Source organism: Dyadobacter diqingensis (genome assembly GCF_024220585.1).
In the GTDB taxonomy this organism is placed as follows: Bacteria; Bacteroidota; Bacteroidia; order Cytophagales; family Spirosomataceae; genus Dyadobacter; species Dyadobacter diqingensis.
In genome coordinates this window covers 99001-123510 of record NZ_JAMXKF010000006.1, presented here as the reverse complement: position 1 = coordinate 123510, position 24510 = coordinate 99001, and the positions used below count along the sequence as shown (strand labels likewise).

Below are 24510 nucleotides of genomic sequence, written 5' to 3'. Positions count from 1 at the left end.
GAATATCAGCGGCATTGGCCTGAATATTTTGATAGGGCTTTCATTTTTACTAGTAATCATGCCTGTCAATGGAACAGAAAACCGGGAGGACGTCTTAACAGGCGGAGATAGAAAAGTTGAAAAGCCAAAATCTGGCATTGCAAAGCGAACTGGGTAAGGTGGTCTTAATGACGGATAAAATCAAAGAGGTTCAAGCAAAATTGGCTCAGCTGCTTGCAGCCGATACCAAGTCGGTAGTGGTTGGCAATTAGTTACACTTTAATATACACGCAATGAAAAGTTCAAAAATAAGTAGAGCAATATTCCTCGTCACATTATTGCTGAGTGCGACGCTTTCTTCCGCGCAGGTGAAGATCGGAACGAACCCTACAACGATAGGTTCAAACTCGAATCTGGAAGTGGAGGCAACTAACAATAAAAAAGTTATTGTTCACAAAGACAACGGTACCGTAGTTATTGAAAACACACCGCCCGGAGCGTCTACCGATAGCATACTGACGGTAGATGCAAATGGAAATGTCCGGGCGATCACACGGAAAATCCCTTACCTCGGATTAAAAGGCGGAGTAATTACTGCAACCAACGGGGCCAACGTAGCTGTGATAAATTTAACACCTCAGTTGACCAATGACATTGCATATACACCAGCCAATGGCCAAATTAAAATCAATACGGCAGGTATTTATTTTTATGCAGTGTCAGCAATGGGTCCTGGCCAACCGGGGGCTCCCGGAAGCGCCTTTGATTACTGTCATGTAGTATTTGTAAATGGGACGAACATTGGTAGTATTTGTGGAAGGGCAAAAAGTGGCGAAGGTACAGGTAGCACAAACACCGGAATGTACAAGCTTAACCCTAATGATATTGTACAAATCCGATTGACCACCGCGTCAGATTGGGCCGGAAATGGCGCCTATAATTTCAACGTCGCATTGTATAAACTAAGCGACTAAAAACGATCCTAACGGTTTTCATTGAACAAAAAGCCGGAGAAGTTTTCTTGGAAGAGCGTAAGGCTATTGGTGAAAGTAAAATGTCAAACTAAAATTATGCATCATATGAAACATTTAAAAACAAATATTCTAAGAGTTGGATTGTTTTTAACATTACTGCTTAGTGCCGCCGTGTCCTTTGCACAGGTTAAAATAGGTAACAATCCTACTGTTATTAACCCGAATGCGGTATTGGATGTAGAGAGTGCTTCTAAGGGAATTCTCTTTCCTAGACTACCGCTTACAGCTACAACCAATCCTTCACCGCTCACCGCCCATGTTGCTGGTATGCAGGTCTACAATACGGCGTCGGGCACCGATGTAGAGCCCGGTATCTACTACAACGACGGAACTAAATGGGTAAGAGTAGGTGCGGAAGCGGACGAGGTGTTTATATATGGGCCTGGTGCACCCACCGGGTCTTGTACCACGGGCACCATATATGTGGATACGCTCGAAGATAGCAATACGGAGGGTAATACCTGGAGTTGTGTAGCCGGGGCCTGGGTTGACTATGTACCGAAACCTGCTCCCAACACCACTCCTTTTTACCTTGCTAAGTCTACCGTTGACGCGAAGGGGAATAAATCAAGTGCGATTTACCGGAGAGGCTTTGTTGGTTTGGGCCGGGTAACTAATCCGAGGGCCTCGCTTCACACGGAGGGCCTTGTGTTAATTACCAGAAATGGCCAAACCCACGCAGGATTAGGAAACGGAACGCATAACTATAATGGCATCGTAAATTACTACAATACTACCACCCGTAATGCCTATATCGCCGTCCAGAATAACAGCGCTTCCCCCAACCTTTATTTGAGCAAAGATCGTGCATCAAGTGGTGATGTTTTTGTAAGGTTTGCTATGACTAGTGGCGGAACAACGCAAACTGCCGGTTCTATTACCCGCACCACTGGGTGGAATATAAGTTATAATACGACCTCCGATGGTCGCTTAAAGGAAAATGTCAAAACTACGCACTACGGAATCCGGGATTTAATGAAGGTAGGGGTAATGGATTACAACTATATCAGCGACAAGAAGAAGGAGGGGCAAACCGGTTTCATTGCCCAGGAACTTTACAAGATTTATCCAGAAGCGGTAACGGTTGGCGGAAAAGATCCTAAGGTAAATCCGTGGACAGTAGATTATTCCAAAGTAACGCCGTTACTTGTCAAAGCCATTCAGGATCAGCAGAAAGAAATCGAATCACTTAAGACCAAACTTGCCGAAAAGGATGTTTTCAGCGCTCAGGAAGTAGCTGCACTTAAGGATCTTCTTAGAAAACAAGTGGCAGAAAAAGCGGCTTCGGCTAAGTAACAAGTGTGGGACATAAAAGAAGCTGGAAAAATTTCCTGAAAAGTCAGGTAACCCAAATATCAGTTTCAGTACGCGGCCCAAAATAATAGATGTAAAGAATTGCCTGGCAGATGTTGTGATATGCCAGGCAATTCTTTACATCTGTCGATCAAAAAGCAACTGAAAGTATATCTTATCAGTCCGCCTGACCTTTACTTCATTACTAAATTGCATTTGATTGCCATACACCTCGATCTTAACGTAGTCCGGAAACTCTTTGAGCATGCTCTACATCCGGCTCGATAGATCGGAAATGATAACACCTAGTTTGAATACTTTATCCCGCTCACCGGTTTGAACTGTCTTTTCGATCGTTGCGGAGATAAGCGCATTTTATTTTAAGGGATTGATTTACGTCACGCATGATGGAAGTCAGTAACCGGGCTAAAATATGGATATGGTCGGTGATTTGGTTTAATAAAAATTGTACGGGGCGGCATTAAAGATTCACAAACGGCACTAGATCATTGAAAACAAACATAACCAGCCGACGATAAGGTATATACGCTATTCTGAAACTATAAAATTTTAATTCGTAGGCGCTATGCCTTTTCAAGTAGCTCAGGCCAGCCAACTTCGATTTTTTTGTAGAGCTCAATGATGCTGCTTATGTCAAGCTTCTCAAATATCCTTGCTTTGTGGGTACTTACCGTAGATAGCTTAAGGTCCAGTACATCGGCAATTTCTTTTGTCCACTTTCCTGCAAGGAGCAGGCTGATCACCTGCTGTTCCCGGGAAGAAAACACCACCGCCTGCTGCCCAAATTCTGAGGTGCCGGGATGGTTGAAGTAGTTGTCGGTAATTAGCGCCTGGGTTGAGTGGTTAATATAACGTTTGCCATTTAAGATGGTCTTTATTGCCATAGGCAGCAGTGGAAACGGATCTTTCTTTGAAAAAAAACCATCTGCGCCAGCCGAAAGGTATCTTAGCGAGCCTTTGTCTTCTTCCATTCCCGAGTGGATCAGGATTTTTATTTGCGGCTGTACCTGTCGAAGTTGCGAGATCATTTTCGGACTGTTTCCGCCGTTTACATCAATGTCTAGAATAATCAGGTCGAAGGAACTGCCTTTTAAAGTTCGGACTCCCTCATCAACCGAATTAACGGCTTGTAAATGGGTATTAGGGAAATGTTTAAAAAGTATTTCCTTTAATGCAAAGACGACAACTTCATGGTCTTCGATGATCAAAAATTTAGTGGTGTTTTGGTTCATCTGGTTATGAGTTTAACACGGGTGGGTAAAGAATTTCTGTAAAATTAGAACTATCACGGTAATAATACGACGTTCGCGTTCGTAATTTACTCGAAATCCGTTCGAAATATTTCTACTGTGCGACTCGCCTTATGGCTCTGAAAATGTGTTTGACATTTCAACGGAGCAGCGTTGCGATGATTTTTGCATTGTTTAATGATATAAATGTAACTGAAAGTGATTCTTATTTGGAATCTGCTGTTTTACAAATAGATTTTATGATTTATGTGTTTCGACCAATTCTGATTTAAACAATTTATTGATCGTAAACGGCTGATTTATCATTTGAAAATAAATTCTAAATAAGTATAGAAGTCTGTTCTGGTTTTTCCCTTTTTTCAATTTGTTCAAAGACCAATCACGGGTTAAGAGAGTTTTATAAAATCCTTAGTATCATTTCTAATGGTTCTGCGTTTTAGTTCGAGCCGTATTAAGTTTTGGTTTTTCTACATTTGTTCACGAGCAATCTGTGAAATGCTGTTGTTTCATAGACGCTTGATTTCTCGCCTGGAAATTTTCTTGAATGTAATGAGATGATGGACCTGTTTCATTGTCAGCTCATTAAGTTTATTGACGTATATTGATTAGCGGAGAGTTGAGAGATGTGCCTTTAAATTCACAGTTTTTTACATAACTAAATAGTTTTGGGTAAGTTAAAATCAAGACGATGAATATTTTGATTATTGATAAGTTTCCTGTATTTCGAAAAGGATTAAGCTGTTATTTAAAAGACCGTTTTGCAACCGCCTGCATCCAGGAAGCATCAGATCCGAGAAGTGTCCCGGTCAAATACCTGGCCTCCGGTGTGGCCCTGGTTTTTTTAGGCGTGAATGGCCGCGCCAGGTGCGGTAATAAAAACGCGATTGCGAAAATCAGAAGTCGATATTCTGGCGCCAAACTGATTATTTATGATGAAAATGCCGAACTGATCCTGGGACTTTCTTATTTAAAGTTTGGCTCGCATGCCTACGTTTCAAAAAAAGCCGCGCTATCGGAATTGAACCAGTGCCTGGTGAATTTACTGGCCGGTAAAAGATATATAAGTAAAGAAGTATTTAATGTTGCCTCGATGTGTGTTAATTAATTTGCATGCATGTCCTGCAATCGGCTTTTGCTATTTGCCTTCGAATGGCCTCTGGATATAGTGTAATTTTGTCGGGGTTCCGTCCCTCGTGATTTTTCTTAAAAATGTTGCCTAGAAGATTCAATTACTAATGTTGTATAGTTTAATAAGGATTCGTGTGATTGCATGGATCCTTTTTTGTCTTATGGCTAAGAATAAGTTTTCTAAAGTATCCAGGGATATCTGATCTCGTTTGGTGTGAGCGGGAGGGGTTTACAGGCAAAAGGACGCGGCCCCCCTTGACAAAATGCTTGGTGTAAAGATGAAAGTCCCCTTATGGGTAGCAGTCAGGCTACACATAAGGGGATTTTGATGAGGTGAATCAGGCTCGTTTCACAAAACTGATCAGCAGAAGAAGTATCCAGCCTCCTATGGCTGCGACAATAATATGCCATATCAGCCCGCCGCCTCCAACGCCTAGCTGTTGGGCGAGCCATCCGCCGATTAGCGCACCAACAATTCCTACGGCAATATTACCGATTAGACCAAAACCGCCTCCTTTGAAAAATAAGCCGGCCAGCCAGCCCGAAATAGCTCCAATCAATAGAAAATACAAGAATTCCATGTCCGTTTGGTTAAATATGGGAGATAAGATAACAGTATCATAGACTGTGATTATTCGAAAAAGTATCAGATTTTGTAAAATGTTTTTTATGATAATCTACGGATTCGGTATTGTTCTACCAGATACCCGGAACGAGTATTTTATTTGTGAGGTATTTTAATATTTTGTCCGGTTTTTATTATAAAATCAGAGAGCTTGTTCAGTTTCTGAATTTCTTCAATGCTAAGCTGATAAATCTGGGAAAGACGGAATACGGTTTCACCAGGTGCCACGATATGCGATCTGTATGTTGTGGCTTGTTCCGGTTCCTTACGTTCTAAATTAGCCGATTGTGCCGGGTTGCCGGTTTGGAGAGCTTTTGTAGCAGGAGGTTGCTTTTTTACAATCAGTTTCTGACCAATACTTAATGTAACAAGCTTTTGCAAATTGTTCAGCGCAAGTAATTCTTTCACCGATAGATTATACAATCAGGAAATACTGAAAAACGTTTGTCCATCCTGAACCGTGTGAAAGGTGTCGGCGGAAGTCGTCTCACCTGGAATCGGTTTATCCGGTACTGGTGTCAGAGGATTGGCAAAAGCAGATGGTTGCGTGTTGGCAGGTATGTGGGAGGCATTTTCAGAGGGTGTTGAAAATGGATTTTTGGATTGTGAATTAGGTTCTGTTTTGCCTGATACCGTTTTAGCTTTCGTCGCTGATTTGGTTACACCCTTATTATTGCCCTCTAGCTCGCCAGCTGCCAGGTCGACCGTATCGTCGGTTGGTTTAGTTTCCTCGGCGGGAGTTTCCGTCTCGGCCGCAACAGCGGAGGGAGCTGTTTCTGTCTCCGGCTGACGATTTTCGGCTACCGTGTTATCTTGTTTTTCGTCAATAGAAGCTGATGCATACTTTTCTCTTTCCAAGGGGCTGATTTCCGCGTCTTTGTGGCGGCAGAGATTGCGTCTCCGACAAAGCAGCAATCATTGGGTTAATTGCTGTCGTGTCGGCCGGTTCGGGTGTTGTCAGTTCGGCCGAGGTTTTTCTTGGGCGTCTTTTGTTAAGCCATACCACCCGACCCGTTTGCAAAAGGGGATTTTTGAAGATCGTTCGGTTGAATTTCAAAAGATTTACCAGTCGGATACCATATTGCTGCGAGATACGCTGCCAGTTTTTGTTTTAACGATGTGAAACGGGACTGGGCCCTTTTTATGTTTAAGTGTCAAATAGTATATATTTCCCGGAAGGCTTGGCATTTCGACGGACATGTCATTGCTTCTAAGGAATCTTGGTATCCGGATACCGGCTGCTTTGGCGATACTTTTGGCATCATCGCCCGCTATGGCTTCAATGCCGGGAAGTCCGTTTATTTCAAAAAACAGGTGTGCGTGCTGATCATCTTTATGGGAGGGCTGTATCGGATTTTTTCAGAATTGGACACAGTTGCCTTACAGAATAGAGTTTCAGTTATTAGAAATCCAAAGAAAAGAGGATGCCTCATTTTTGAATTGAGACACCCTCTTTACTTTATATCCATATTATTGAACGTGCGCTCTCAGCATCCAGGCAATCTTCTCATGCTGTTCCATAAGGCCGGTTACGTAGTCGCTTGTTCCGGCATCTTTATGTTGGTCAGCAAATGTGTTGATATTTCCACGAATAAACTCGATAATGCTTTCATGATCCTGCAACAGATATTTGATCAGGCTCAGGCTGTCATTACCTCCTTCATATTGTTCGGTAAGGTGGCTTATCTGCAAATAGTTTTTCAGTTTGGCGGGTGCGAAATGACCCAGCTGACGGATTCTTTCTGCCACGCTATCCAGAATTTCAGCTGATTGTCCGTAAAGTTCTTCAAAGTAAACGTGAACAGAGTGAAAATCAGGCCCGACAAGGTTCCAGTGCGCGTTCAGGGTCTTGGTATATAGTATAAATTCGTCAGCCAGCAGTATGGCCAGTTGGTCAGCAACTACTTTTCTGTTTTCATCAGAGATTCCGATTCCTGGTTTCATTTCGAAATACTTTAAAGGTTTGATATATTGATTTGAATCATTTCAACGCTGTATTTTTTCAGAATACGGCGCGTAAAATTACACCTCCCAAAAGCTACTATAATTGTACCAACCATGCCAACTGATGTACATTTCAACGCAGGTCAGCAATTATTTTTTTAGTTTCATTGCTACCGGATCCCAATGAATTATTTTCTTCTTGAAATAACTGTCGTTGCAGGCAAGTACCGGTGCAGCTGCCCTGAATCCGAAAACAGGATCTTCAACGGTACCGAGTGTTCCTTTTTTTACATTCTCGAAGAAATCACGGAAGTGGTTCGCATGTGCATCGTCCTCTTTCGGGGCCTCAAACCTGATCTCTTTAACGGGATCAGCCTTTCGTGTATCGGCAGGATATTGCGCATTGTACTGTTTCTCGAACTCCTTTTGTTCGCTTGCGGAAAAGGTTCCAAAACTATCATATCCACCATATCCCGGCGCTTTTGACAATTTTTTCTTGGTAAGAATGAGGTTATTCTCTGTAAATTCTATCTGTCCTTCTGTTCCGATGATCCGGGTGTTATTGGCGATAGCGCCGGCATTGGCAAAATTGACCCGTAGCACCATCTGGAAATTTGCATGCAAATCCGTTTTTGGATATTCAAGGATCGAAACCAGTACGTCGGGAACGTCTCTGCCGTCTTTCCAGTAACTCAGCTCGCCCGAAGAAAATATACGTTCCGGACCGAGTGAATTGGTTACGAAATGAACACCGGTGATCAGGTGCACAAACAAATCGCCTGCAACGCCGGTACCATAGTCCTTGTAGTTTCTCCAACGGAAAAATCGTTTGGCATCAAAAGGCGTTTTGGGCGCATCGCCTAAAAACGCGTCCCAGTCAAGGGTTGTGGGAGAGGCGTCGCCAGGAATGGAATAATTCCATGCACCCAGCGAATTAAAGCGGTCGTTGTTGGATTCTACGTAATTGATCTCTCCAATCTCACCGGCCAGAAAAAGCCTTTTGGCTTCTTTAAAGGATGCAGAACTGATACGCTGGCTGCCAATCTGCATTGTTTTGCCAGACTTTTTCCAGGCTTCAATCACCGATTTTCCTTCGTCAATATGCTGAACCATCGGTTTTTCGCAATAGACATGTTTCCCGGCCTGTAAAGCAGCCTTGGTGATATGGTCATGCCAGTGATCCGGCGTCACCACCAATACTGCGTCGATATCTTTGCGTTCCAGGATTTGACGATAGTCGCGTGTTGTGAAAATATCTTTTCCGTAAGTCTCTTTGACACGGGTCAGCCGGCCGTCGTAAAGATCTGCCGCTGCGACAAATTCAGCATCCGGCACGCCACGCAGCACTGCTTTTGTATCCTGATTTCCCTGAATGCCCATTCCGATGGTTGCGAAACGGATTTTATCGTTTGGACTGATCTTTTTTAAATCCCGGATGATGTTGAAAGGTTTTGCAACGCTTCCGGTGGCAATTAAGGCCGAAGCAGCTGTAACACTTTTAAGAAAATGCCGGCGTTTTGAATCCATGGGTTTAGCGATAATTGAGTGAAAAAATTGAATTCTCTAAAATAAGGAATAAAATGAGGATGTGTTCAGTCGGGATTTATAAATTATCTGTTTCTGTGAAAATGATTAGAAATATCCTGGTAGTTGATTAATATTACCTGGCGCAGTCGCCAGATTTAATTTGTCGGACATTAAATTTACGTGGCTACTAACCTGGAATCGATTTAGCATATTCAATTATAAACGAGCATATGGATCAGGAAAGAAATATTATTGTCGCTGAATTGATGGCATTGATCGAGAAGGGGAATGCCCACTTGTCGCTGGATGAGACAATAGCGGATTTGCCGGCTGCATTGCGAACTGTGATTCCCGACAATTTACCTTACAGTATCTGGCAACTGGTCGATCACATCAGGACCGCACAGTGGGACATTGTGGAATTTTGCCTTTCAGCAGATCACATATCACCTGCATGGCCGGATGGATATTGGTCGCCGAATCCGGAAAAAGTGACGGATACGTTATGGGAAAATTGTATTGCGCAGATCAAAAATGACAGACAGCGTTTTGTTGAGATATTAAGTGACCGCAGCACGGATTTGTATAAGCCGCTTCCGCACGGTACAGGGCAGAATATTTTCAGAGAGGCATTGCTGATAGCCGATCATAACGCCTATCATCTGGGCGAAATACTCATCATTCGACGCTTGTTAAAATGCTGGCGGTAACTAATGTACAACTTCCAGTCTTCTGATTGCTTTGTCCAGATCAATACCCTTTCCCAAAACCCCTTTAAAAAGGTCACCTTTTTTCTCAATTCGTTTAAAAATTGTCTGAATTGTGAAATCGTGAAAATCCAGCCCGGGTTTTACTTCTTTCCATTCAAGCGGTGTAGAAACGGTTGCTCCGGGTTTGGGTCTTGCACTATATGCAGAGGCTAGCGTTTGCCCGATTCGGTTTTGCAGGAAATCCACATAAATCTGATTTTTCCGGCGTTTTGAAAGTGATCTTTCAAGGGTAGTAATATCAGGAATGCGTTCATTGACCATCATAGCGATGATATGTGCAAAATTCTTGGCTTCCTCGTAACTGTGTTTTTTGTTAAAAGGAATGTAAATATGCAAACCCGTTGAACCGGAAGTTTTGCAAAAACCTTCTATACCGGCCTCGTCCAAAATTTCTTTCGTAACAAGCGCCACATCGATTACCTCATTAAAAGTATTTTTGGCGGAAGGGTCAATATCGATCACGATGTAATCAGGATTTTCCAGATTCTCAACCGTTGAATTCCAGGGGTTCATTTCAATACAACCCAGATTTGCAATAAACAAGAGGCTGGCTTTGTCGTTACACACCAGATAATCGATCATTTTGTCATTGGATTCCGAATGTATTTTTGCCGTTTTCATCCACTCCGGCGCAATATCACCGGCATCTTTTTGGAAAAATCCTGGCTCTTTTATTCCCTTTGGCATTCTGTTGAGCGATAACGGACGGCCTTTCAGATAAGGCAGAATATTAGGCGAAATCTGTTCGTAATATGCGATCAGATCACCCTTCGTGATCTTCTCATCCGGCCAGTACATTTTATCAGGATGTGTAACTTCTACTTTCGGGCTCATACTTTGCTTATTGTTTTGACCACGGTGACCGTGTATTTCCGAAATTTCGTTTTGTCTCTTTTACCGGCAACATCAGGATGCTTTGCGTTTACTATTTTCCAGACTTTCCTTTAATTGCGCCATCAGATCACGACTGCGTGAATGGACCACTTTCATGGTAGAAGCTGTCGTTTTCGTTCCCTTTGACTTGGCCTTGATCAGTTTCAGAAGCTTTTCTGAATACGTATCTTTGTATTTGCTGATATCAAAATCAGTGGTCAGCTGCTCGATAAGGTGCACTGCCATTTTCATCTCCCCGGGTTTAACTTTTACATCCGGAATATTGATTTCGTCGGTTTCACGAATTTCGTCATGAAACCGTATTTTATTGAGCAGAAGTAATTCGCCAACCGGTTTTATCAAAACCAGACTTTCCCTGTTCCTGAGCACAAATGTCCCCAGGCCTATCATACCCGTTTTAGCAAGCGCATCACGTAATAATGCATACGCCCTGATCCCTGATTTTTCCGGTTGTAAATAATAAGGCGTTTCATAATACATGCTGTCAATTTGTTTTTCGTCAACGAACTCAGCAATTTCTATGATCTTGTTTTGTTCAGGGCTGGCTTTTTCAAAATCATCATCGTCAAGTACCACATATCGGTCATCAATTTTGTAACCCTTCACAATATTTTCCCAGGCAACCTCCTTGCCGGTGTTGGCATTGACGCGTTGAAATTTTATGTTAGCGTTATCCTTCTTATCCAGCATGTCAAGGTCAAGCTCGCTCTGCTGAACAGCGCTAAACAATTTTATCGGAATGTTTACGAGACCAAATCCAATGGCCCCAGTCCATATAGCCCGCATGATTTTTCATGGTTAGTTGATGTTTTATAGTTTGGTAAAAATTTGTGCCTCAGCCGGTTTGGGGACAGGAGGGCTATTGGGAAAAACCGACGGGGAAAATTTTGGACATACAAACCGGGATATCAGGAGCGTTTTTTAATTACAATCTCTACATTTGGAATCTTGTCTTAAACCATGTTTTGTGAGAAAAAGTAAAGAGCCGATTTTACAATTTGATTTGTCCGCCGAAGCCAGGTCCGGGATATCGGTCAAGTATATGCAGGAAGATGTCACCAGACATGAACATGACATTTTCGTACCGCATCGCGACAAACATTATTTGCTGGCGGTTGTAACGGGCGGGCATTTTAAAATGATCATTGATTTTAAAGAGATTGAAATTTCTGCTCCGGCGATCCTGTTAATTTTTCCGGGTCAGGTGCATCAGGTTGTGGCGTTTGATCAGCCGGCGGCAATAAGTATCAATTTCGACCCCTCGCTGGTTGTCGCGGATATGAAATCGGTTTTAGAACATAACTTCAAAACCAATGTGTATCTGAACGGTGGTGATGTACTTTACAGACAGCTGCTGATTTTGGGCGGATTGCTGCATGAAACGCAGACGGAACCGGACCGGGAATATGCCGGTTACACCGGACAGGCGATATTGCAAAGTATTCTGGGGATTCTGGCGGGGATTAAAAATGAAACCGAACCAGTTGCCGAAAGGGACAACCGCGCGGCTGTGATTACAGGAGAATTCCAGGCGTTGCTGCATCAGCATTATAAGTTATGGAAAAGACCGGCAGATTATGCGGCCTCGTTATCCATTTCGGTTTCTCATCTGAATGATGTGGTGAAACAAACGTCCGGTGAAACCGTTTCTTCGCAAATTCAACAAAGAAATATTCTGGAGGCTAAACGTTTATTGTATTTCAGTAGTCTGACCGTCAGGCAGATCAGTTTTGAGCTGGGATATGATGACAATATCTATTTTTCGAAAATGTTCAAAAAAGCTACAAATATGACTCCGGTGCATTTTCGCAGGCAATACCGTGACTAGCAGCTTCTTGTTGTCCTATCGATTAGTGAAGACAACTTATTGACAAATTTTCTCGACACCTGATCAAACATTATCGCAAATAATCTGTTAGTAACCAAGAATCGCTTTCCCAAAGCAGTTTCACAGCCTGACAGGCCTTAAAACCTGGTTTTGCCATTAACATCAATTCAATCAAAATAATGAAAAGTAAGAACAGTTTTTTAACAGCAGCATTTTTGAGCATGATGATTTTAGAATCCTGCGCGCCAGTAAAAGAGTTTTCAGCGAAGGGCACCATTGAAAAAATCGAGTATGGAAAGGATGGCTACACGGCCAGTTTAAAAGGCAAAAATCAAAACTTTGACGCTTTGATCAGCCGGGTGAGAATGGAAAAAGAATACCGGGTGCTCAAAGTGGGAGATAAGGTAGAGCTTTTCGGGGACACGATTCACCTGGACAATAAGGTTCGGGTGTTGGTGAAAAAGATAAAGTAGTTTTAATTTACTCTTCTTTACTGTAAACGGGAAGGATAATGTATTTAGAGCCGTTGTAATCGTATTCGTTCATTAATTTTTCAATTACTTTTTCAGCGTGGCGCTCGGATAAAAATTCCTTATACCATTTTCCAACCTCGTTTTGAACATTAATAGGGTTGGGCAGAATCCCTTTTTCAGGATCAAGAATGAATATGCTGAACGTTTTTTCCATGAAGTAGCAGAGGAGTGGTGAAATTATTTTCGAATTTAATCAAAAAGAATGGCTAATCAGCGAAATCCCCTTTGCTGATTGCCTCACTTTTCTTCGTATTTCTGAAAGCTGTCGTGACCGTTTCGATAATCAAATCCAGGTCAGCGTAGGCTTCTTCGGCCGAAGAAAACCCGTATTCATGGAAAAATAATATCGTACTTTCCCGTTGTGGATGTTCACCCAGCAGAATGATTTCTCCGATATAACCCTCGTCCGTCTTTTCAACAGAACTGATGATCGCCTCGGGATTCTCCGCGATGATTTTCAAATCATCATAATTTATTCTAAAAATATCGAAATAATTCATGCTGGTATGAGGGTGTATTTTTGAATAAAGGTACATAATTATACCAATTTTACCCCCATACCAGTGTTTCTCTGACTAAGCCGGCTGATCAGTTTTTGCCGTCGGTTTCAGACTTTCCCAGAACTCGTTTTGTATCTGAAAGGCTTCCTCCGATGTAACATAATCGACATATTTTTCTTCCCGGCCCTGTGCCTTCGCGCGGATTACCGGGTCTACCCATCCGTCCAGTTCATAAGTTTCGGCCCGATAATCCCAGTCGCAGCCGTCCTGGCTCACATTGGCCACAACGATCACCTTGATTTTATTACCCACCGGGCGGTCCAGTATTTTTTCATAGCTGATTTCCATCTTCTTCGCAGTTTGATATTTAGGAATAAAAAGATGCCGAAAAATCCGGCTTTCAGTATTCCTATAAAATCGATGCCAGCATATAAGTAACTGTATTTGGGTTGATGATTTACAATCAGATTAGCTTAACTGGTTTTCTTATTATTCTGTTTTGATGATTAAAAAGCGTAGAAAAAATAGGTAATTTGCTTGTGAAGAAAATAAAATATCTATATTGCGTCAAAATAAGGTAAAACCGGTAAATTCTTGGAGATGACAAAAACTATATTCAACGATATGTACAAGACAATTGAAAAACACGCCGACAGACTTTTTATAATTTCAATGCTGACTTTGGTGATGATTGTAGCCTTCGCGTTCAAAAAACCAAACAACCATAAAATAGAAACCGGTGCCAGTCTTTCGACAAGTCTTTCCAGTGTTGAATATAACCAGCGTTAAGTAAAAGTCAGATACTTTTCGTGCCGGATCAGGTTTCATGTCAGCCGGATTTTCCGGTATCATTGACGATCTGGCGGTTAATAAATATAAGGTTTTTTGGTCTTCTGTCCCCAGAGATACCTGTGGGTCCAATAGGAAACTTTAACGGAAAGAATGCCTATTCCGGCGCCCATTAAGACATCACTGATATAGTGACGGTTGTTTGCCATACGCAGCGAACCCACAGATGTGGCGGTGCCATAGGCCGCGTAAGGGATCCATTTATAGCGCCGTCCGTACTCTTCGCTTAAAAAAGTAGCGGCGGCAAAAGCCTGCGCTGTGTGCCCCGACGGAAAGGAGTTGTAAGAACTTCCATCAGGACGGATCTTGTGTGTGACGTTTTTCAAAACCGTTACCGAGCCCATCATCATGATTTCGGCTTTCAACAAAATTGCGGTTCTGTTGGCGACATCTGTTCGGGATTTGATTCCCATTGCATCCAATCCATAAGTCAATGCGATCGGAGAAAATTGTAGATAATCGTCCAGATGTGTACGGAAATGCGATAAGTGTTCATTGCGCTCCTCAACAATCTCATTTTTTAACGATTCCCTTCCGCTGCCGTTGGTCAGTAAACCGGCCATCATCAGTGCCACCGGTGGTATGAATTGGAACGATTGAAATTTTGGTCTTTCATGCAAATAAATACTATCGGATTGCGCGAAAAGACAGGGTGACTGAAATCCAAACAGCAGAACCCAAAGCAACTTTTTCATCTGACCAGGAGGTTTTTACCTAAAAGTCGGACATGATTTGGAAGAAATTCTGAATTTTAAAACTGTACGGAAAATTGATGAAAACCTTCCTGAAAAGTGTAAGAAACCTTCCAGCCATAACGGTTCCCGATCTCGTGCACAATGGCCAGTCCGAGGCCGCTGCTTGGAGTGCTGGTTGACGACGCGATAAAACGTTTGAACAAGGTTTGTGGATTAAGTGCAACTTCGCCGGTATTGCTGATGATGAGTCTGGAATTTGTCAGCTCAATTTTTATCAAACCGTCCACGGGATTATGACGGATCGCGTTCAGCAATAAGTTCACAAGCATAATTTCAACCAGACTTTTATTGGCACGTATGGAAATATCGCTGTGAATTTCCGTTTCAACGGTGTTATTCCGCGCCACAAGATGTTCTTCCAGAAATTCGAGATTTTGTTGCAGCAACTCACTCATATCTATTTTTTCATCCTCGGCAAACTGCTGATTCTCGATTTTCGCCAAAAGCAAAAGATTTTTATTGATCCTGGAAACCCTTGAAATCGGGAGATTCAGCGAGGCGATAAGCTCGGATTGTTCTTCGGTCAAGGTTTCGTTTTGCATCAGCAGATCAATCTTGGATTTCAAAACGGCAAGCGGTGTCTGGAGTTCGTGGGAGGCGTTTTCGGTAAATTCCTTTTGCTGCCGGAATACCGATATATTCTTTTCGATCAATTGCCTTAAAACCTCATTGAGCTGTTCAAATTCTTCAATCTCTGATTTTTCCAGATCTATGTTTTTGTGACTGTTGAGATCAAAAGATTTAAGGCGGTCGAGTGTGGAATGGAACGGTTTCCAAATTTTCGACGCAATATTCCTGTTTAGTAGTACAAAACCCGCAAGCAGAATAATGAAGAAAACAAAAGTTACTGCCGCAATAGCGAATACCGTCTCGTGAGCTTCCTCGACATTGATTTCAACGTTCAGATGATAAGGTTTTCCCTTGATGAGGATGTATGCCGATAACCCGCGAAACCGTTCGAGATCTTCCGTCGTGTGCATGGGATCCTGCCGCATGACGGTGTAGGTACTGTCAGGCAGCGGCTTGTCGGCCGGGGACCTGGCAATGGTTGTTCCGGGCTGCGTCTGGTTCCAGAGTGTTATCGTTTTATTCCAGTCAGTTTCATTCAGATTAAGTTTGTTCAATCCCGTTTCTATTCGCCGGCGAACGATCTGGTTGTACTCATCCAGCTCGTTGCGCCAGATATAATCCACGATCAGGTAATAAACGGGAATACTGCATGCCAGCACGAGCAGGGCGTAAATGGCAAAAGCTTTTAAAGGCTTATTCAACAATTTGCTCATGCTTCCCATTTATATCCCGTTCCGTAAATCGTTTTCAGGTAGTTCTGATAACCCGCGTCTACCAGCTTCTTTTTCATGTTTTTGATATGGGCATATACAAAATCGTGGTTGTCGAGCATGTCGGCAATGTCGCCGGAGAGATGTTCTGCCAATGCGCTTTTGGAAAGAACCCGGTTTTTGTTTCCAATAAAAAGTAAAAGGAGATCGAATTCTTTTTTGGTAAGCAGCACAGGTTCCTGATTGATATGGACGGTTTTGGCCAGCAAATCAATCTGTAATTCGTTTAACCGGATAATATTCGAATTGCCGAATTGTTTTCTGCGGATTACCGAATAAATCCTGGCCGCAAGTTCGGATAAATGAAAAGGTTTGGCAAGGTAATCATCTGCGCCGATTTGCAATCCCGCAATTTTATCCTGCAACGAATCCTTGGCCGAAATGATGATCACGCCGTCCTGTTTATTTTCTTTTTTCAGTGTTTCAAGAATTCTTAAACCGTCGCCGCCAGGCAGCATCAAGTCGAGCAAAATGCAGTCGTAGTTATACGCACCCACTTTTTCAATCGCCTGTTGAAAGGTTTCCGCGAACTCACACAAGTAATTTTCGTCGGATAAATAAGCTGCGATGTTTCCGGCAAGCTCTTTTTCATCCTCTATGATCAGAATTTTCATAGGTACAATTTACGTATTCAATTTTGAATTAAATCTGAATCCATATCCCATTTCTTATGGCACAATATTTGAGAAGGGGTAATAATCGAAATCAACCAAACACGACATACTTGTCAATGACCACTATGGAAAATAACATTTCAACCAACGAGCCGGATTCGGAACCCAGGGTGACGGAAATGGCGACGTTATCGCATGTTTTGGAAAAACTTCGTTTGAGAAAATTCGATAACGAATTCAGGTGGACTGAAGAAGGTTTTTCGGCGAGTAAAGGCAAAACATATGAGCCGGAGGATCTGACAATTATCAAAACATACAGATTTGAAGGCGAATCAGATCCCGCCGATTCTTCTATTTTGTACATTATCGAGGCTAATGACGGACTTGTTGGATACAGCATGGACACCTATGGTGTTTACAGTGACCACCAGGATGAGGAAGGTTATGATAATTTTATCAGAAAAATTCAGATTTCAGATCGGGATGAGCAGCTGATTTTTGAGGTATAGAAATTGCAATTTAAAAACGGGAAAATTTAACGGACCGGGCATACCGGGCGGCGTTCAGTTTTCCCGTTTTGTTATATTAATGTGAAATTGTGTGTGGAAACACATCACATTTTTTGAGCTGCAATATTTATGTTTAATTTCAGCCGATTTTCCAGGTAGGAATTAATCTGAGCTCTATTTATTCATGAATTTAAAGTACATTATTATAGCTGCTTTTTTGGCTGTTGGTTTGGCCAGCAATCCTTCTCTTGCACAACCCCGCGTCAAAAAAACGGTTTTTGTCATTGTTGACGGTATTTCCAATGATGTTTTAGAGAAAATACAGAAGCCGAATCTGGACTTGATTGCCAGGCAAGGTGGCTATACACGGGCACATGTTGGCGGGGAAAAGGGGACTTATTCGCAAACACCAACGATCTCTGCTGTGGGTTATAACAGTTTGCTAACGGGAACCTGGGTTAACAAACACAATGTTTGGGATAACGATATCAAAGCGCCAAACTACAACTACTGGACAATTTTTCGCTTTTTCAAGGAGCAGTATCCGGCGAAACGTAGTGCTGTTTTTTCGACATGGCTTGATAACCGTACGAAACTGGTAGGGGACGGCTTGCCGCAAACAGATAAGCTGAAAACAGATTATACTTTTGACGGTTTTGAACTGGATACGATTCACTTTCCTCATGATAAATTGAAAGATTACATCCATAAGATCGATGAAAAAGTGGTGGACGAGGCTGCGTCTTATATCAAATCCAATAGCCCTGATCTGTCCTGGGTTTATCTGGAATACACCGATGATATGGGGCACAAGTATGGCGACAGCGATCAGTTTCATAACGCTATCCGGATGATGGATAAACAAATGGGGCGTTTGTGGGAAGCTGTGCAGTATCGGGAGAAAAATTTCAAGGAGGACTGGCTTGTTGTTATAACCACCGATCATGGCCGTGATGCGAAAGATGGAAAGGGTCATGGTGGTCAGTCGGACCGTGAACGCAGTACCTGGATCGTAACCAATGCAAAAGATCTGAACGTAAATTTCAGGTCCAACCCCGGTGTTGTTGATATTATGCCAACCATTGCCAGACATATGGATGTGAGCTTTCCGAAGGAACAGGCTTTTGAAGTGGATGGGGTGTCATTAACCGGGAAGATTTCTATTCTGGATCCGGTCGTAAAAAAAGAAAATGGTAAGATCAATGTCAGCTGGAAAGCTGTGACCAAGGAAGGTAATGTCAAGGTTTGGCTCAGTACCACAAATCATTTTGAAGAGGGTGGGCGTGACTTGTATTATTTGATGGACGAGATTCCGGCCGGGAATGAAAGGGTAACGTTGGATATCTCAAAATTACCTGCGGGTTTCTATAAAATTGTGCTGGAAGCAAAATACAACAATCTTAACCGGTGGATTGTGGAATAAATTTCGCAGTATTCTCCACGCAAAAACGCCCTTGATCCAAAATCAAAGGGCGTTTTTTTGTAAAAGGAGTGATTGTTTATTTCAGCGCGTTCTTAATTTCGGCGGCTGCCTGCAAAACAACGGAACGGGAACCTGGAACATTGCTGATGGGGTTGAGTAGGCCAAAGTCGTGGATCATACCATTGTAACGTGTGACGGTCACCTTTACACCGGCTTCGTCCAGTTTACGTCCGTACGCTTCACCTTCGTCACGAAGTACATCATTTTCAGCGGTTTGAATCAAGGCAGTCGGTAATCCTGCCAATTGTGTTTTCGAGGCACGCAAAGGAGAAGCGTATATCTCGTTACGTTCTGCGGGGCTGGTGGTGTAATTGTCCCAGAACCAGATCATCATGTTTTTTGTAAGGAAACGTTTATCAGCGTACCGATTGTAGGAAGCTGTTTCAAAATTGGCATCGGTTACCGGCCACATCAACACTTGCAGTTTAATTTCCGGGCCTTTTTTATCTTTCGCCATGAGTGCAACTACGGCTGTCATGTTTCCTCCCACACTGTTACCGGCCAAAGCCAGACGTTTTCCGTCCACATTGATTTCGTTGCCATGTTCGGCTACCCATTTCGTAGAGGCATAGGCCTCGTTGATCGCTACCGGATAGTGTGCCTCCGGCGAAGGGGTGTAATTGACAAAGACTGCAACGGCGCCTGAATTAACAACAAGGTCTCTCACGATACGCTTATGGGTTGGGAAATCTCCCAGAACCCAGCCCCCGCCGTGGAAAAACATGAAAACTGGAAGTTTCGATTTAACGCCTGCCGGCCGTACAATGGTAAGTTTTACATCAAGTCCCTCACTCTTGACCGTTTTTTCGGAAACTTCAATACCCGATACGTCAACTTTAACGGATTCCTGCGCGCCCGTTAATACGGCGCGTGCATCCTTGGGTGATAATTGTTCCAATGGTTTTCCGCCTCCGGTATTCAATGCGTTCAAAAAGACTTTGGTATTGCTTTCAATGGCTGGGTCCTGAGCCGGGTCGATGGTTTGGGCTGAAAGTGTTCCGCTCAAAAGTATGGAAGCGAAAAATGCTGCTGTGGTGTTAAAAAGGGATAACGTTTTCATTTTGTCTTTTTGATTAACTGAATGATTAATTTGATAGGACAAAATTACCCTGTGACGCCAGGCCGCTCAATGCACCTTTGGCAACTCTCGTTGCACTTTTTTCCCTTCGTTGAAAAAGAAGAAAAAGAACGGGAAATTCCGGTTAAATCATTGAAAGAATAGGGGTTTGGGCAAACTAATTTTCCACCAACCCTGATAAATACTGTTTGCGAAAGTTTTGTGGAGAAACGTCGGTTTGTTTTAAAAATAACCGGATGAAATAGGCCGGGTCATCATAACCCAGTTTGTAGCCGATTTCTTTTACACTTAAATCGGTATGGACCAGGAGTCTTTTCGCTTCAAGCATGATCCGGTTTTTGATGATATCGTTCGGCGTGATTTTGCCGTATTTGGCAATTCTTTTATTCAAGGCCTTCGGAGTGATGCTCAGCATATCGGCATAGTCGGCTACGGAATGTTTGCTGGTATAATGCCACTCCACGAGCTGGCTGAATTTTCGGGAGAATTCAAGTTCCTGTTTCGCACTTTCGTCTGTAACCTGATGCGACTGTTTCCAGATACGTGTGGATTTGATGATGATCTGTTTTAAAAGAATCCGCAGCATTTCTTCGGTACTGCTGTCGTCGTGGCTGATCTCACTTTTTATTTCTTCAAAAATGGTATGCATGGATGCAGATTCTTCGTCCGTCAGGTAAACAACGGGGATTTCGTATACATTATGAAAAAGTATTCCGTCACAGGCTACTTCCTTGTCGTGAATCTCAATGCAATAAAAATCACGATTATAATACAGCATTTTCCCCTCCCGGATATGCTCAAATAGGTACCACTGTCCGGCATTGATGAAAAATAGCGCATCTTTTTCAATTGGATATTCCTTAAAATCAACTTTGATGATGCTGCCTGATTTTAACAGAACCACTTTGACGAAATCCTGAAAACGCATCTGTTTAAAATCCTCATGGTCTGTTTTTTCAATGCTGATATATCCGAATTTTTTGAACGTAAACTGTTTGAAGTGGTCCATGGGTATATTTAATCAGATCGATGTGGGTTATGAAACATAGCCACAAATTTAAGCAAAGCGCTCAAAAAGTTTTTGTAATTTTACCGAACAATCGGTAAAATGGAATTGTATGCCCGTAATTAAAGTTTTCCCGCAGGACGTAGACCGGAAGCTGACAGAAGTATTCGCCCGTTTCGGATATGACGGCGCGTCAATGGAATTATTGTCGCAGGCCACCGGACTGAAAAAGGCCAGTCTTTACCACCGATTTCCGGGGGGGAAAAAGGAAATGGCAAAACATGTGTTGCTAAATATCAGGGCCTGGTTTTTAGACCGCGTTGATGCAGTGATCCGAGATACGTCGCGACCTCTGGATGTTCGTCTGGAGGAGGCTTTAATGGCAATCAGTGACCTTTTTGCGAATGGGGACAGGAATTGTCCGTTGCGGATGCTTTCCGCAGGATCCGAATCGGCTTCGTTTCAGGAATCGATAGCCGCCTGTTTCACGATCCTGAGCGACGGTTTTGCACTCGTTGCCACGGAAAACGGCTTACCTGAGGATATTGCAAAAGCAAAAGCCATGGAGGCAATTATCAATATTCAGGGTTCACTGGTTTTGTCGCGTGCTATGAATGATAATAACATATTCAGAACCAGCATATCGGCCATTCCGAAACTGCTGGGGCAGGGGAATTAAATAAAAGATCAAATTGTTTTTATTTTACCGATCGTTCGGTAAATTTACATTTTTATTATCATCGGATATATTTTAGGAGGTATTAGTGCAAACAAATTTTAATTTCGCCTTTTGAAATGTGGAACTAACCAAAAGCTAATATTTAATAAATCGAAGTCACAAAATGAAAATTAGTAAAGAATTAAACCGGGTGGTAGTAACAGGGCTTGGCGCCTTAACGCCGATCGGGAACAATGTAGACGATTTTTGGAATTCATTAATAAACGGGGTTAGCGGTTCGGCCAATATTACAAAGTTTGATACAACACATTTCAAAACGAAATTTGCCTGCGAGCTGAAAGGCATCAAAGCGCAGGATTTTTTCGAAAGAAATGAAGCAAGAAAATATGATCCTTTTACCCAGTATGCTTTGATCGCGGTTGAAGAGGCCGTAAAAAATGCAAATATCAACTTTGACACGCTTAACAAAAACCGTATCGGGGTGATCTGGGGAAGTGGCAACGGAGGTATACAGACGTTCCAGGAGCAGGTAATGGAATTTGCGCTGGGCAACGGGACACCACGTTTTAACCCATACTTTATCCCGAAAATGATTGTGGATATTGCCTCGGGTGTTATCTCCATTAAATATGGTTTACGCGGACCAAACTTCACAACAGTCTCTGCCTGTGCAAGTTCCAATACAGCGATTATTGACGCATTCAATTACATTCATTGGGGAAAAGCGGATATGATCATTACAGGTGGATCTGAGGCGCCAATCAATGAAACTTCGATTGGAGGTTTTAACGCAAGCAAGGCCCTGTCTACTTACAACGAAGATCCGTCATCTGCGTCGCGGCCTTTTGATATAAAAAGAGATGGGTTTGTGATGGGTGAAGGTGCCGGTGCACTGGTATTGGAAAGTTATGAGCACGCCGTGAGAAGAGGAGCGCCTATTCTGGCTGAAATTGTTGGGGGAGGAATGGCTGCCGATGCCTATCACCTGACGGGTACACACCCTGAGGGAGAAGGAGCGTATCTGGGTATTCTGGAGGCTTTGGCAGAGGCGAATCTTCAACCGCATGAAATAGATTATCTGAACGTGCATGCGACTTCAACGCCAATGGGTGATGCCAGCGAATTGAAATCGGTTGAAAGAGTCTTCGGATTTAATTCTGGGCTGAATATCAGCGCAACCAAGTCCATGACCGGACATTTGCTGGGAGGAGCCGGTGCAGTGGAAGCGATCGCTTGTATCAAATCAACGATTCACAATATTGTTCCTCCAACGATCAATACGACTGAGGTTGATCCTGAAATTGAGGGTAAATTTAACCTGACATTAGGTAAAGCGCAGGAAAGAACGGTTAACTACGCCATGAGCAACACATTTGGCTTTGGTGGACATATTGCTACAAGTATTTTCAAAAAGTTTGAGGAATAATCAAACTGAGTTTTAGAGTTTTAAAGTGAAAAAAGGTTACATACTATGATGGTATGTGACCTTTTTGTCTTTATTTACGTCGAATGAAGTGTTCTGTCTGATAAATAAACCCGGGTATATAGTTTCATAATATTTTGTTGGCATGCTTTTTTATTGCTTAATTCAGGTAAATATTTACACTTTAATCAAAAGCCATATGAAAAAAATTTCGTTAACTCTGATCCTGCTAGCTATCAGCACTTTTACCTTCGCGCAATCATTCAAATTTGGCCCCAAAGTCGGTGTCAACGTAAGTAATTATACGAGTGGTAACATCGAATCCGACGCCCTGGTGGGATTTCATTTGGGTGGTTTGTTGAATTTTGGGGTGGGAGAGCACTTTTCAATTCAGCCAGAGGTTCTTTTCTCGACACAAGGCGCCAAAGTTGACAATGGAATTAAAGCTGAAAAGTATAAAACGAGTTATGTGACTGTTCCGGTTATGCTGAAATTGAAAACCACGGGCGGACTTTACATAGAAGCGGGACCGCAGGTTTCTTTTAAGACAGGTGAAGATATTCCGGATCAGACGATCGATCATTTCTCTAAAAATCTTGATCTGGCACTGGGCGCTGGTATTGGTTATCAGTCTTCCATTGGGTTGGGTATTGGCGCGCGTTATATTGCGGGGCTATCCAAAGTGGGCGATTTTTCAGGAAAAAACATCGATCCCGACTTTAAAAATAGTGTGATACAAGTCAGTTTGTTCTGGGCTATACCAGTTGTGAAATAGCTTCACAAAAACATAAAATGGATTTAACCAAATGGCGGACTCAGGTTCGCCATTTTTTTTTGAACCCGTTTGTAGTAGTTGTTTTAAGCGATAGGCGGCTTTGTAGTATATGAAATCTTCCCGCTCAAAAATCGGCAATATGGCAAAATAAAAAGCCTTGATATCATCAAGGCCCTTTTGCTCATTTTAACCCTCCTCTACACTTGTAAAATAAGTGACATAAAAGTAGGGGTTGGAAATATAAAAACAAAGAAAAATATAGAATAAATATTACAAGCAAGTAATATTTATTCGTATTGCTTTGGATAACAGGGCTTACAGACTCAAATTATGAAGTCTGAAAACAAAAATCCCCGGCTATTGCCAGGGTTTTTGCCATATTATACACACACTATTTCTTTAAATATTTTTGACCCGAAGGCATATCGGAGTTTGCTTAAATCAGAATTCAAAATAAATGGGGAATTTTTAAAAGTGCAACAGCTAAAATACGTGAAATTTGGCGTATCTGAGGTGATGTGCTTAATAATAAGTTTAAGATGTTGATAAATAACTGGTTACAGTAAATTTTTAAGCCAAAAAAATGGAATGGATTTTTCATCCAATCAATAATTTCGGCTTAACGGATTACCATAAAATTTTATAAAATCTATGCCAGAATTTTGTATCCAGG

Annotated in this window: 29 protein-coding genes; 13 read left to right on the top strand and 16 right to left on the bottom strand. The window is 42.4% G+C overall.

Annotated elements, in window-relative coordinates; translation table 11 throughout:
• The first annotated feature begins 116 nt into the window (after positions 1-116).
• The 3 genes from M1L62_RS29390 to M1L62_RS17660 all read left to right on the top strand — a co-directional run bounded on the left by M1L62_RS29390 (position 117) and on the right by M1L62_RS17660 (position 2309).
• The gene (locus tag M1L62_RS29390) at positions 117-251 is read left to right on the top strand and encodes a hypothetical protein (RefSeq protein WP_256527722.1); all 135 of its coding nucleotides are present in this window, start codon (positions 117-119) and stop codon (positions 249-251) included.
• A 21-nt stretch (positions 252-272) separates the two neighbouring features.
• On the top strand, positions 273-953 hold the full coding sequence (locus M1L62_RS17665) for a hypothetical protein (RefSeq protein WP_254560943.1): 681 nt from the start codon (positions 273-275) through the stop codon (positions 951-953).
• A gap of 105 nt (positions 954-1058) precedes the next feature.
• Positions 1059-2309, top strand: a complete 1251-nt coding sequence (locus M1L62_RS17660) for a tail fiber domain-containing protein (protein WP_254560942.1) — start codon at positions 1059-1061, stop codon at positions 2307-2309.
• A 581-nt stretch (positions 2310-2890) separates the two neighbouring features.
• On the opposite strand, the gene M1L62_RS17655 is transcribed toward M1L62_RS17660, so the two are convergent.
• On the bottom strand, positions 2891-3559 hold the full coding sequence (locus M1L62_RS17655) for a response regulator (RefSeq protein WP_254560941.1): 669 nt from the start codon (positions 3557-3559) through the stop codon (positions 2891-2893).
• A gap of 706 nt (positions 3560-4265) precedes the next feature.
• On the opposite strand from M1L62_RS17655, the gene M1L62_RS17650 reads away from it, so the two are divergent.
• Positions 4266-4682 carry a response regulator gene (locus M1L62_RS17650; RefSeq protein WP_254560940.1) on the top strand — a complete coding sequence of 139 codons (417 nt, stop codon included), beginning with the start codon at positions 4266-4268 and terminating at the stop codon, positions 4680-4682.
• Between the two features lie 361 nt (positions 4683-5043).
• On the opposite strand, the gene M1L62_RS17645 is transcribed toward M1L62_RS17650, so the two are convergent.
• The 5 genes from M1L62_RS17645 to M1L62_RS17625 all read right to left on the bottom strand — a co-directional run bounded on the left by M1L62_RS17645 (position 5044) and on the right by M1L62_RS17625 (position 8801).
• Positions 5044-5286: a GlsB/YeaQ/YmgE family stress response membrane protein gene (locus M1L62_RS17645; protein WP_254560939.1), complete on the bottom strand. Its 243-nt coding sequence runs from the start codon at positions 5284-5286 to the stop codon at positions 5044-5046.
• Positions 5287-5426: 140 nt separating this feature from the next.
• Positions 5427-5738, bottom strand: coding sequence for a LysM peptidoglycan-binding domain-containing protein (locus M1L62_RS17640; protein ID WP_254560938.1), 312 nt, complete (start codon positions 5736-5738; stop codon positions 5427-5429).
• 15 nt (positions 5739-5753) lie between these two features.
• On the bottom strand, positions 5754-6188 hold the full coding sequence (locus tag M1L62_RS17635; RefSeq protein WP_254560937.1) for a hypothetical protein: 435 nt from the start codon (positions 6186-6188) through the stop codon (positions 5754-5756).
• 612 nt (positions 6189-6800) lie between these two features.
• Entirely contained in the window at positions 6801-7274 is a 474-nt protein-coding gene (locus tag M1L62_RS17630) for a Dps family protein (RefSeq protein ID WP_254560936.1), read from the bottom strand.
• Positions 7275-7424: 150 nt separating this feature from the next.
• Positions 7425-8801 carry a Gfo/Idh/MocA family protein gene (locus tag M1L62_RS17625; RefSeq protein WP_254560935.1) on the bottom strand — a complete coding sequence of 459 codons (1377 nt, stop codon included), beginning with the start codon at positions 8799-8801 and terminating at the stop codon, positions 7425-7427.
• Positions 8802-9031: 230 nt separating this feature from the next.
• Between M1L62_RS17625 and M1L62_RS17620 the strand changes: the two genes are divergently transcribed.
• A complete protein-coding gene (locus M1L62_RS17620; protein WP_254560934.1) occupies positions 9032-9511 on the top strand; it encodes a DinB family protein in 480 nt (159 codons plus the stop codon).
• Here M1L62_RS17620 and ligD read toward each other — a convergent pair whose 3' ends face one another.
• Entirely contained in the window at positions 9512-10405 is an 894-nt protein-coding gene (ligD, locus tag M1L62_RS17615; RefSeq protein ID WP_254560933.1) for a non-homologous end-joining DNA ligase, read from the bottom strand.
• A 72-nt stretch (positions 10406-10477) separates the two neighbouring features.
• On the bottom strand, positions 10478-11251 hold the full coding sequence (ku, locus tag M1L62_RS17610; protein WP_254560932.1) for a non-homologous end joining protein Ku: 774 nt from the start codon (positions 11249-11251) through the stop codon (positions 10478-10480).
• Between the two features lie 181 nt (positions 11252-11432).
• Between ku and M1L62_RS29590 the strand changes: the two genes are divergently transcribed.
• A complete protein-coding gene (locus tag M1L62_RS29590; protein WP_254560931.1) occupies positions 11433-12293 on the top strand; it encodes an AraC family transcriptional regulator in 861 nt (286 codons plus the stop codon).
• Positions 12294-12472: 179 nt separating this feature from the next.
• The gene (locus tag M1L62_RS17600; protein ID WP_254560930.1) at positions 12473-12766 is read left to right on the top strand and encodes a hypothetical protein; all 294 of its coding nucleotides are present in this window, start codon (positions 12473-12475) and stop codon (positions 12764-12766) included.
• A 7-nt stretch (positions 12767-12773) separates the two neighbouring features.
• Here the strand turns inward: M1L62_RS17600 and M1L62_RS17595 are convergent, their stop codons facing one another.
• Genes M1L62_RS17595 through M1L62_RS17585 form a run of 3 tightly spaced genes read right to left on the bottom strand, consistent with a single transcriptional unit; the run spans position 12774 to position 13674 of the window.
• Positions 12774-12980: a hypothetical protein gene (locus tag M1L62_RS17595; RefSeq protein ID WP_254560929.1), complete on the bottom strand. Its 207-nt coding sequence runs from the start codon at positions 12978-12980 to the stop codon at positions 12774-12776.
• A gap of 52 nt (positions 12981-13032) precedes the next feature.
• On the bottom strand, positions 13033-13362 hold the full coding sequence (locus M1L62_RS17590) for a hypothetical protein (protein ID WP_254560928.1): 330 nt from the start codon (positions 13360-13362) through the stop codon (positions 13033-13035).
• Between the two features lie 39 nt (positions 13363-13401).
• Complete coding sequence (locus M1L62_RS17585) at positions 13402-13674, bottom strand: hypothetical protein (protein ID WP_254560927.1); 273 nt, start codon at positions 13672-13674, stop codon at positions 13402-13404.
• Positions 13675-13926: 252 nt separating this feature from the next.
• On the opposite strand from M1L62_RS17585, the gene M1L62_RS17580 reads away from it, so the two are divergent.
• Complete coding sequence (locus M1L62_RS17580) at positions 13927-14115, top strand: hypothetical protein (RefSeq protein WP_254560926.1); 189 nt, start codon at positions 13927-13929, stop codon at positions 14113-14115.
• Between the two features lie 77 nt (positions 14116-14192).
• Here M1L62_RS17580 and M1L62_RS17575 read toward each other — a convergent pair whose 3' ends face one another.
• The 3 genes from M1L62_RS17575 to M1L62_RS17565 are packed head-to-tail and all read right to left on the bottom strand — an operon-like array spanning position 14193 to position 16884.
• Positions 14193-14870, bottom strand: coding sequence for a phosphatase PAP2 family protein (locus tag M1L62_RS17575; RefSeq protein WP_254560925.1), 678 nt, complete (start codon positions 14868-14870; stop codon positions 14193-14195).
• 56 nt (positions 14871-14926) lie between these two features.
• On the bottom strand, positions 14927-16213 hold the full coding sequence (locus M1L62_RS17570; RefSeq protein WP_254560924.1) for a sensor histidine kinase: 1287 nt from the start codon (positions 16211-16213) through the stop codon (positions 14927-14929).
• Positions 16210-16884, bottom strand: coding sequence for a response regulator transcription factor (locus M1L62_RS17565; RefSeq protein WP_254560923.1), 675 nt, complete (start codon positions 16882-16884; stop codon positions 16210-16212). Before M1L62_RS17565 ends, M1L62_RS17570 begins: the two co-directional genes overlap by 4 nt.
• Positions 16885-17009: 125 nt before the next feature.
• Here M1L62_RS17565 and M1L62_RS17560 point away from each other — a divergent pair, with 125 nt between their 5' ends.
• Both M1L62_RS17560 and M1L62_RS17555 read left to right on the top strand, forming a co-directional pair.
• Complete coding sequence (locus M1L62_RS17560; RefSeq protein WP_254560922.1) at positions 17010-17393, top strand: hypothetical protein; 384 nt, start codon at positions 17010-17012, stop codon at positions 17391-17393.
• Positions 17394-17577: 184 nt separating this feature from the next.
• Positions 17578-18816 carry an alkaline phosphatase family protein gene (locus M1L62_RS17555; RefSeq protein WP_254560921.1) on the top strand — a complete coding sequence of 413 codons (1239 nt, stop codon included), beginning with the start codon at positions 17578-17580 and terminating at the stop codon, positions 18814-18816.
• A 76-nt stretch (positions 18817-18892) separates the two neighbouring features.
• On the opposite strand, the gene M1L62_RS17550 is transcribed toward M1L62_RS17555, so the two are convergent.
• Both M1L62_RS17550 and M1L62_RS17545 read right to left on the bottom strand, forming a co-directional pair.
• Positions 18893-19936 (bottom strand): alpha/beta hydrolase, encoded by a 1044-nt coding sequence (locus M1L62_RS17550; protein ID WP_254560920.1) that lies wholly within the window; start codon positions 19934-19936, stop codon positions 18893-18895.
• A 175-nt stretch (positions 19937-20111) separates the two neighbouring features.
• On the bottom strand, positions 20112-20963 hold the full coding sequence (locus M1L62_RS17545) for a helix-turn-helix domain-containing protein (protein WP_254560919.1): 852 nt from the start codon (positions 20961-20963) through the stop codon (positions 20112-20114).
• Between the two features lie 109 nt (positions 20964-21072).
• Here M1L62_RS17545 and M1L62_RS17540 point away from each other — a divergent pair, with 109 nt between their 5' ends.
• The 3 genes from M1L62_RS17540 (at position 21073) to M1L62_RS17530 (ending at position 23837) form a co-directional block, all read left to right on the top strand.
• A complete protein-coding gene (locus M1L62_RS17540; RefSeq protein WP_254560918.1) occupies positions 21073-21639 on the top strand; it encodes a TetR/AcrR family transcriptional regulator in 567 nt (188 codons plus the stop codon).
• 163 nt (positions 21640-21802) lie between these two features.
• Complete coding sequence (fabF, locus tag M1L62_RS17535; RefSeq protein ID WP_254560917.1) at positions 21803-23065, top strand: beta-ketoacyl-ACP synthase II; 1263 nt, start codon at positions 21803-21805, stop codon at positions 23063-23065.
• A 196-nt stretch (positions 23066-23261) separates the two neighbouring features.
• Positions 23262-23837, top strand: a complete 576-nt coding sequence (locus M1L62_RS17530) for a porin family protein (RefSeq protein ID WP_254560916.1) — start codon at positions 23262-23264, stop codon at positions 23835-23837.
• Positions 23838-24510 lie beyond the last annotated feature (673 nt).

Bases quoted from the DNA above. Each gene is read 5' to 3' on its own strand.
- M1L62_RS17575 (WP_254560925.1), bottom strand. From the start codon at position 14,870: ATGAAAAAGTTGCTTTGGGTTCTGCTGTTTGGATTTCAGTCACCCTGT.
- M1L62_RS17625 (WP_254560935.1), bottom strand. From the start codon at position 8,801: ATGGATTCAAAACGCCGGCATTTTCTTAAAAGTGTTACAGCTGCTTCG.
- M1L62_RS17590 (WP_254560928.1), bottom strand. From the start codon at position 13,362: ATGTACCTTTATTCAAAAATACACCCTCATACCAGCATGAATTATTTC.
- ligD (WP_254560933.1), bottom strand. From the start codon at position 10,405: ATGAGCCCGAAAGTAGAAGTTACACATCCTGATAAAATGTACTGGCCG.
- M1L62_RS17530 (WP_254560916.1), top strand. From the start codon at position 23,262: ATGAAAAAAATTTCGTTAACTCTGATCCTGCTAGCTATCAGCACTTTT.
- M1L62_RS17540 (WP_254560918.1), top strand. From the start codon at position 21,073: ATGCCCGTAATTAAAGTTTTCCCGCAGGACGTAGACCGGAAGCTGACA.
- M1L62_RS17585 (WP_254560927.1), bottom strand. From the start codon at position 13,674: ATGGAAATCAGCTATGAAAAAATACTGGACCGCCCGGTGGGTAATAAA.
- M1L62_RS17645 (WP_254560939.1), bottom strand. From the start codon at position 5,286: ATGGAATTCTTGTATTTTCTATTGATTGGAGCTATTTCGGGCTGGCTG.
- M1L62_RS17660 (WP_254560942.1), top strand. From the start codon at position 1,059: ATGAAACATTTAAAAACAAATATTCTAAGAGTTGGATTGTTTTTAACA.
- M1L62_RS17630 (WP_254560936.1), bottom strand. From the start codon at position 7,274: ATGAAACCAGGAATCGGAATCTCTGATGAAAACAGAAAAGTAGTTGCT.
- M1L62_RS17620 (WP_254560934.1), top strand. From the start codon at position 9,032: ATGGATCAGGAAAGAAATATTATTGTCGCTGAATTGATGGCATTGATC.
- M1L62_RS17665 (WP_254560943.1), top strand. From the start codon at position 273: ATGAAAAGTTCAAAAATAAGTAGAGCAATATTCCTCGTCACATTATTG.
- M1L62_RS17650 (WP_254560940.1), top strand. From the start codon at position 4,266: ATGAATATTTTGATTATTGATAAGTTTCCTGTATTTCGAAAAGGATTA.
- M1L62_RS17565 (WP_254560923.1), bottom strand. From the start codon at position 16,884: ATGAAAATTCTGATCATAGAGGATGAAAAAGAGCTTGCCGGAAACATC.
- M1L62_RS17555 (WP_254560921.1), top strand. From the start codon at position 17,578: ATGAATTTAAAGTACATTATTATAGCTGCTTTTTTGGCTGTTGGTTTG.
- fabF (WP_254560917.1), top strand. From the start codon at position 21,803: ATGAAAATTAGTAAAGAATTAAACCGGGTGGTAGTAACAGGGCTTGGC.
- M1L62_RS17655 (WP_254560941.1), bottom strand. From the start codon at position 3,559: ATGAACCAAAACACCACTAAATTTTTGATCATCGAAGACCATGAAGTT.
- ku (WP_254560932.1), bottom strand. From the start codon at position 11,251: ATGCGGGCTATATGGACTGGGGCCATTGGATTTGGTCTCGTAAACATT.
- M1L62_RS17545 (WP_254560919.1), bottom strand. From the start codon at position 20,963: ATGGACCACTTCAAACAGTTTACGTTCAAAAAATTCGGATATATCAGC.
- M1L62_RS17550 (WP_254560920.1), bottom strand. From the start codon at position 19,936: ATGAAAACGTTATCCCTTTTTAACACCACAGCAGCATTTTTCGCTTCC.
- M1L62_RS17570 (WP_254560924.1), bottom strand. From the start codon at position 16,213: ATGAGCAAATTGTTGAATAAGCCTTTAAAAGCTTTTGCCATTTACGCC.
- M1L62_RS17560 (WP_254560922.1), top strand. From the start codon at position 17,010: ATGGAAAATAACATTTCAACCAACGAGCCGGATTCGGAACCCAGGGTG.
- M1L62_RS17580 (WP_254560926.1), top strand. From the start codon at position 13,927: ATGACAAAAACTATATTCAACGATATGTACAAGACAATTGAAAAACAC.
- M1L62_RS17600 (WP_254560930.1), top strand. From the start codon at position 12,473: ATGAAAAGTAAGAACAGTTTTTTAACAGCAGCATTTTTGAGCATGATG.
- M1L62_RS17595 (WP_254560929.1), bottom strand. From the start codon at position 12,980: ATGGAAAAAACGTTCAGCATATTCATTCTTGATCCTGAAAAAGGGATT.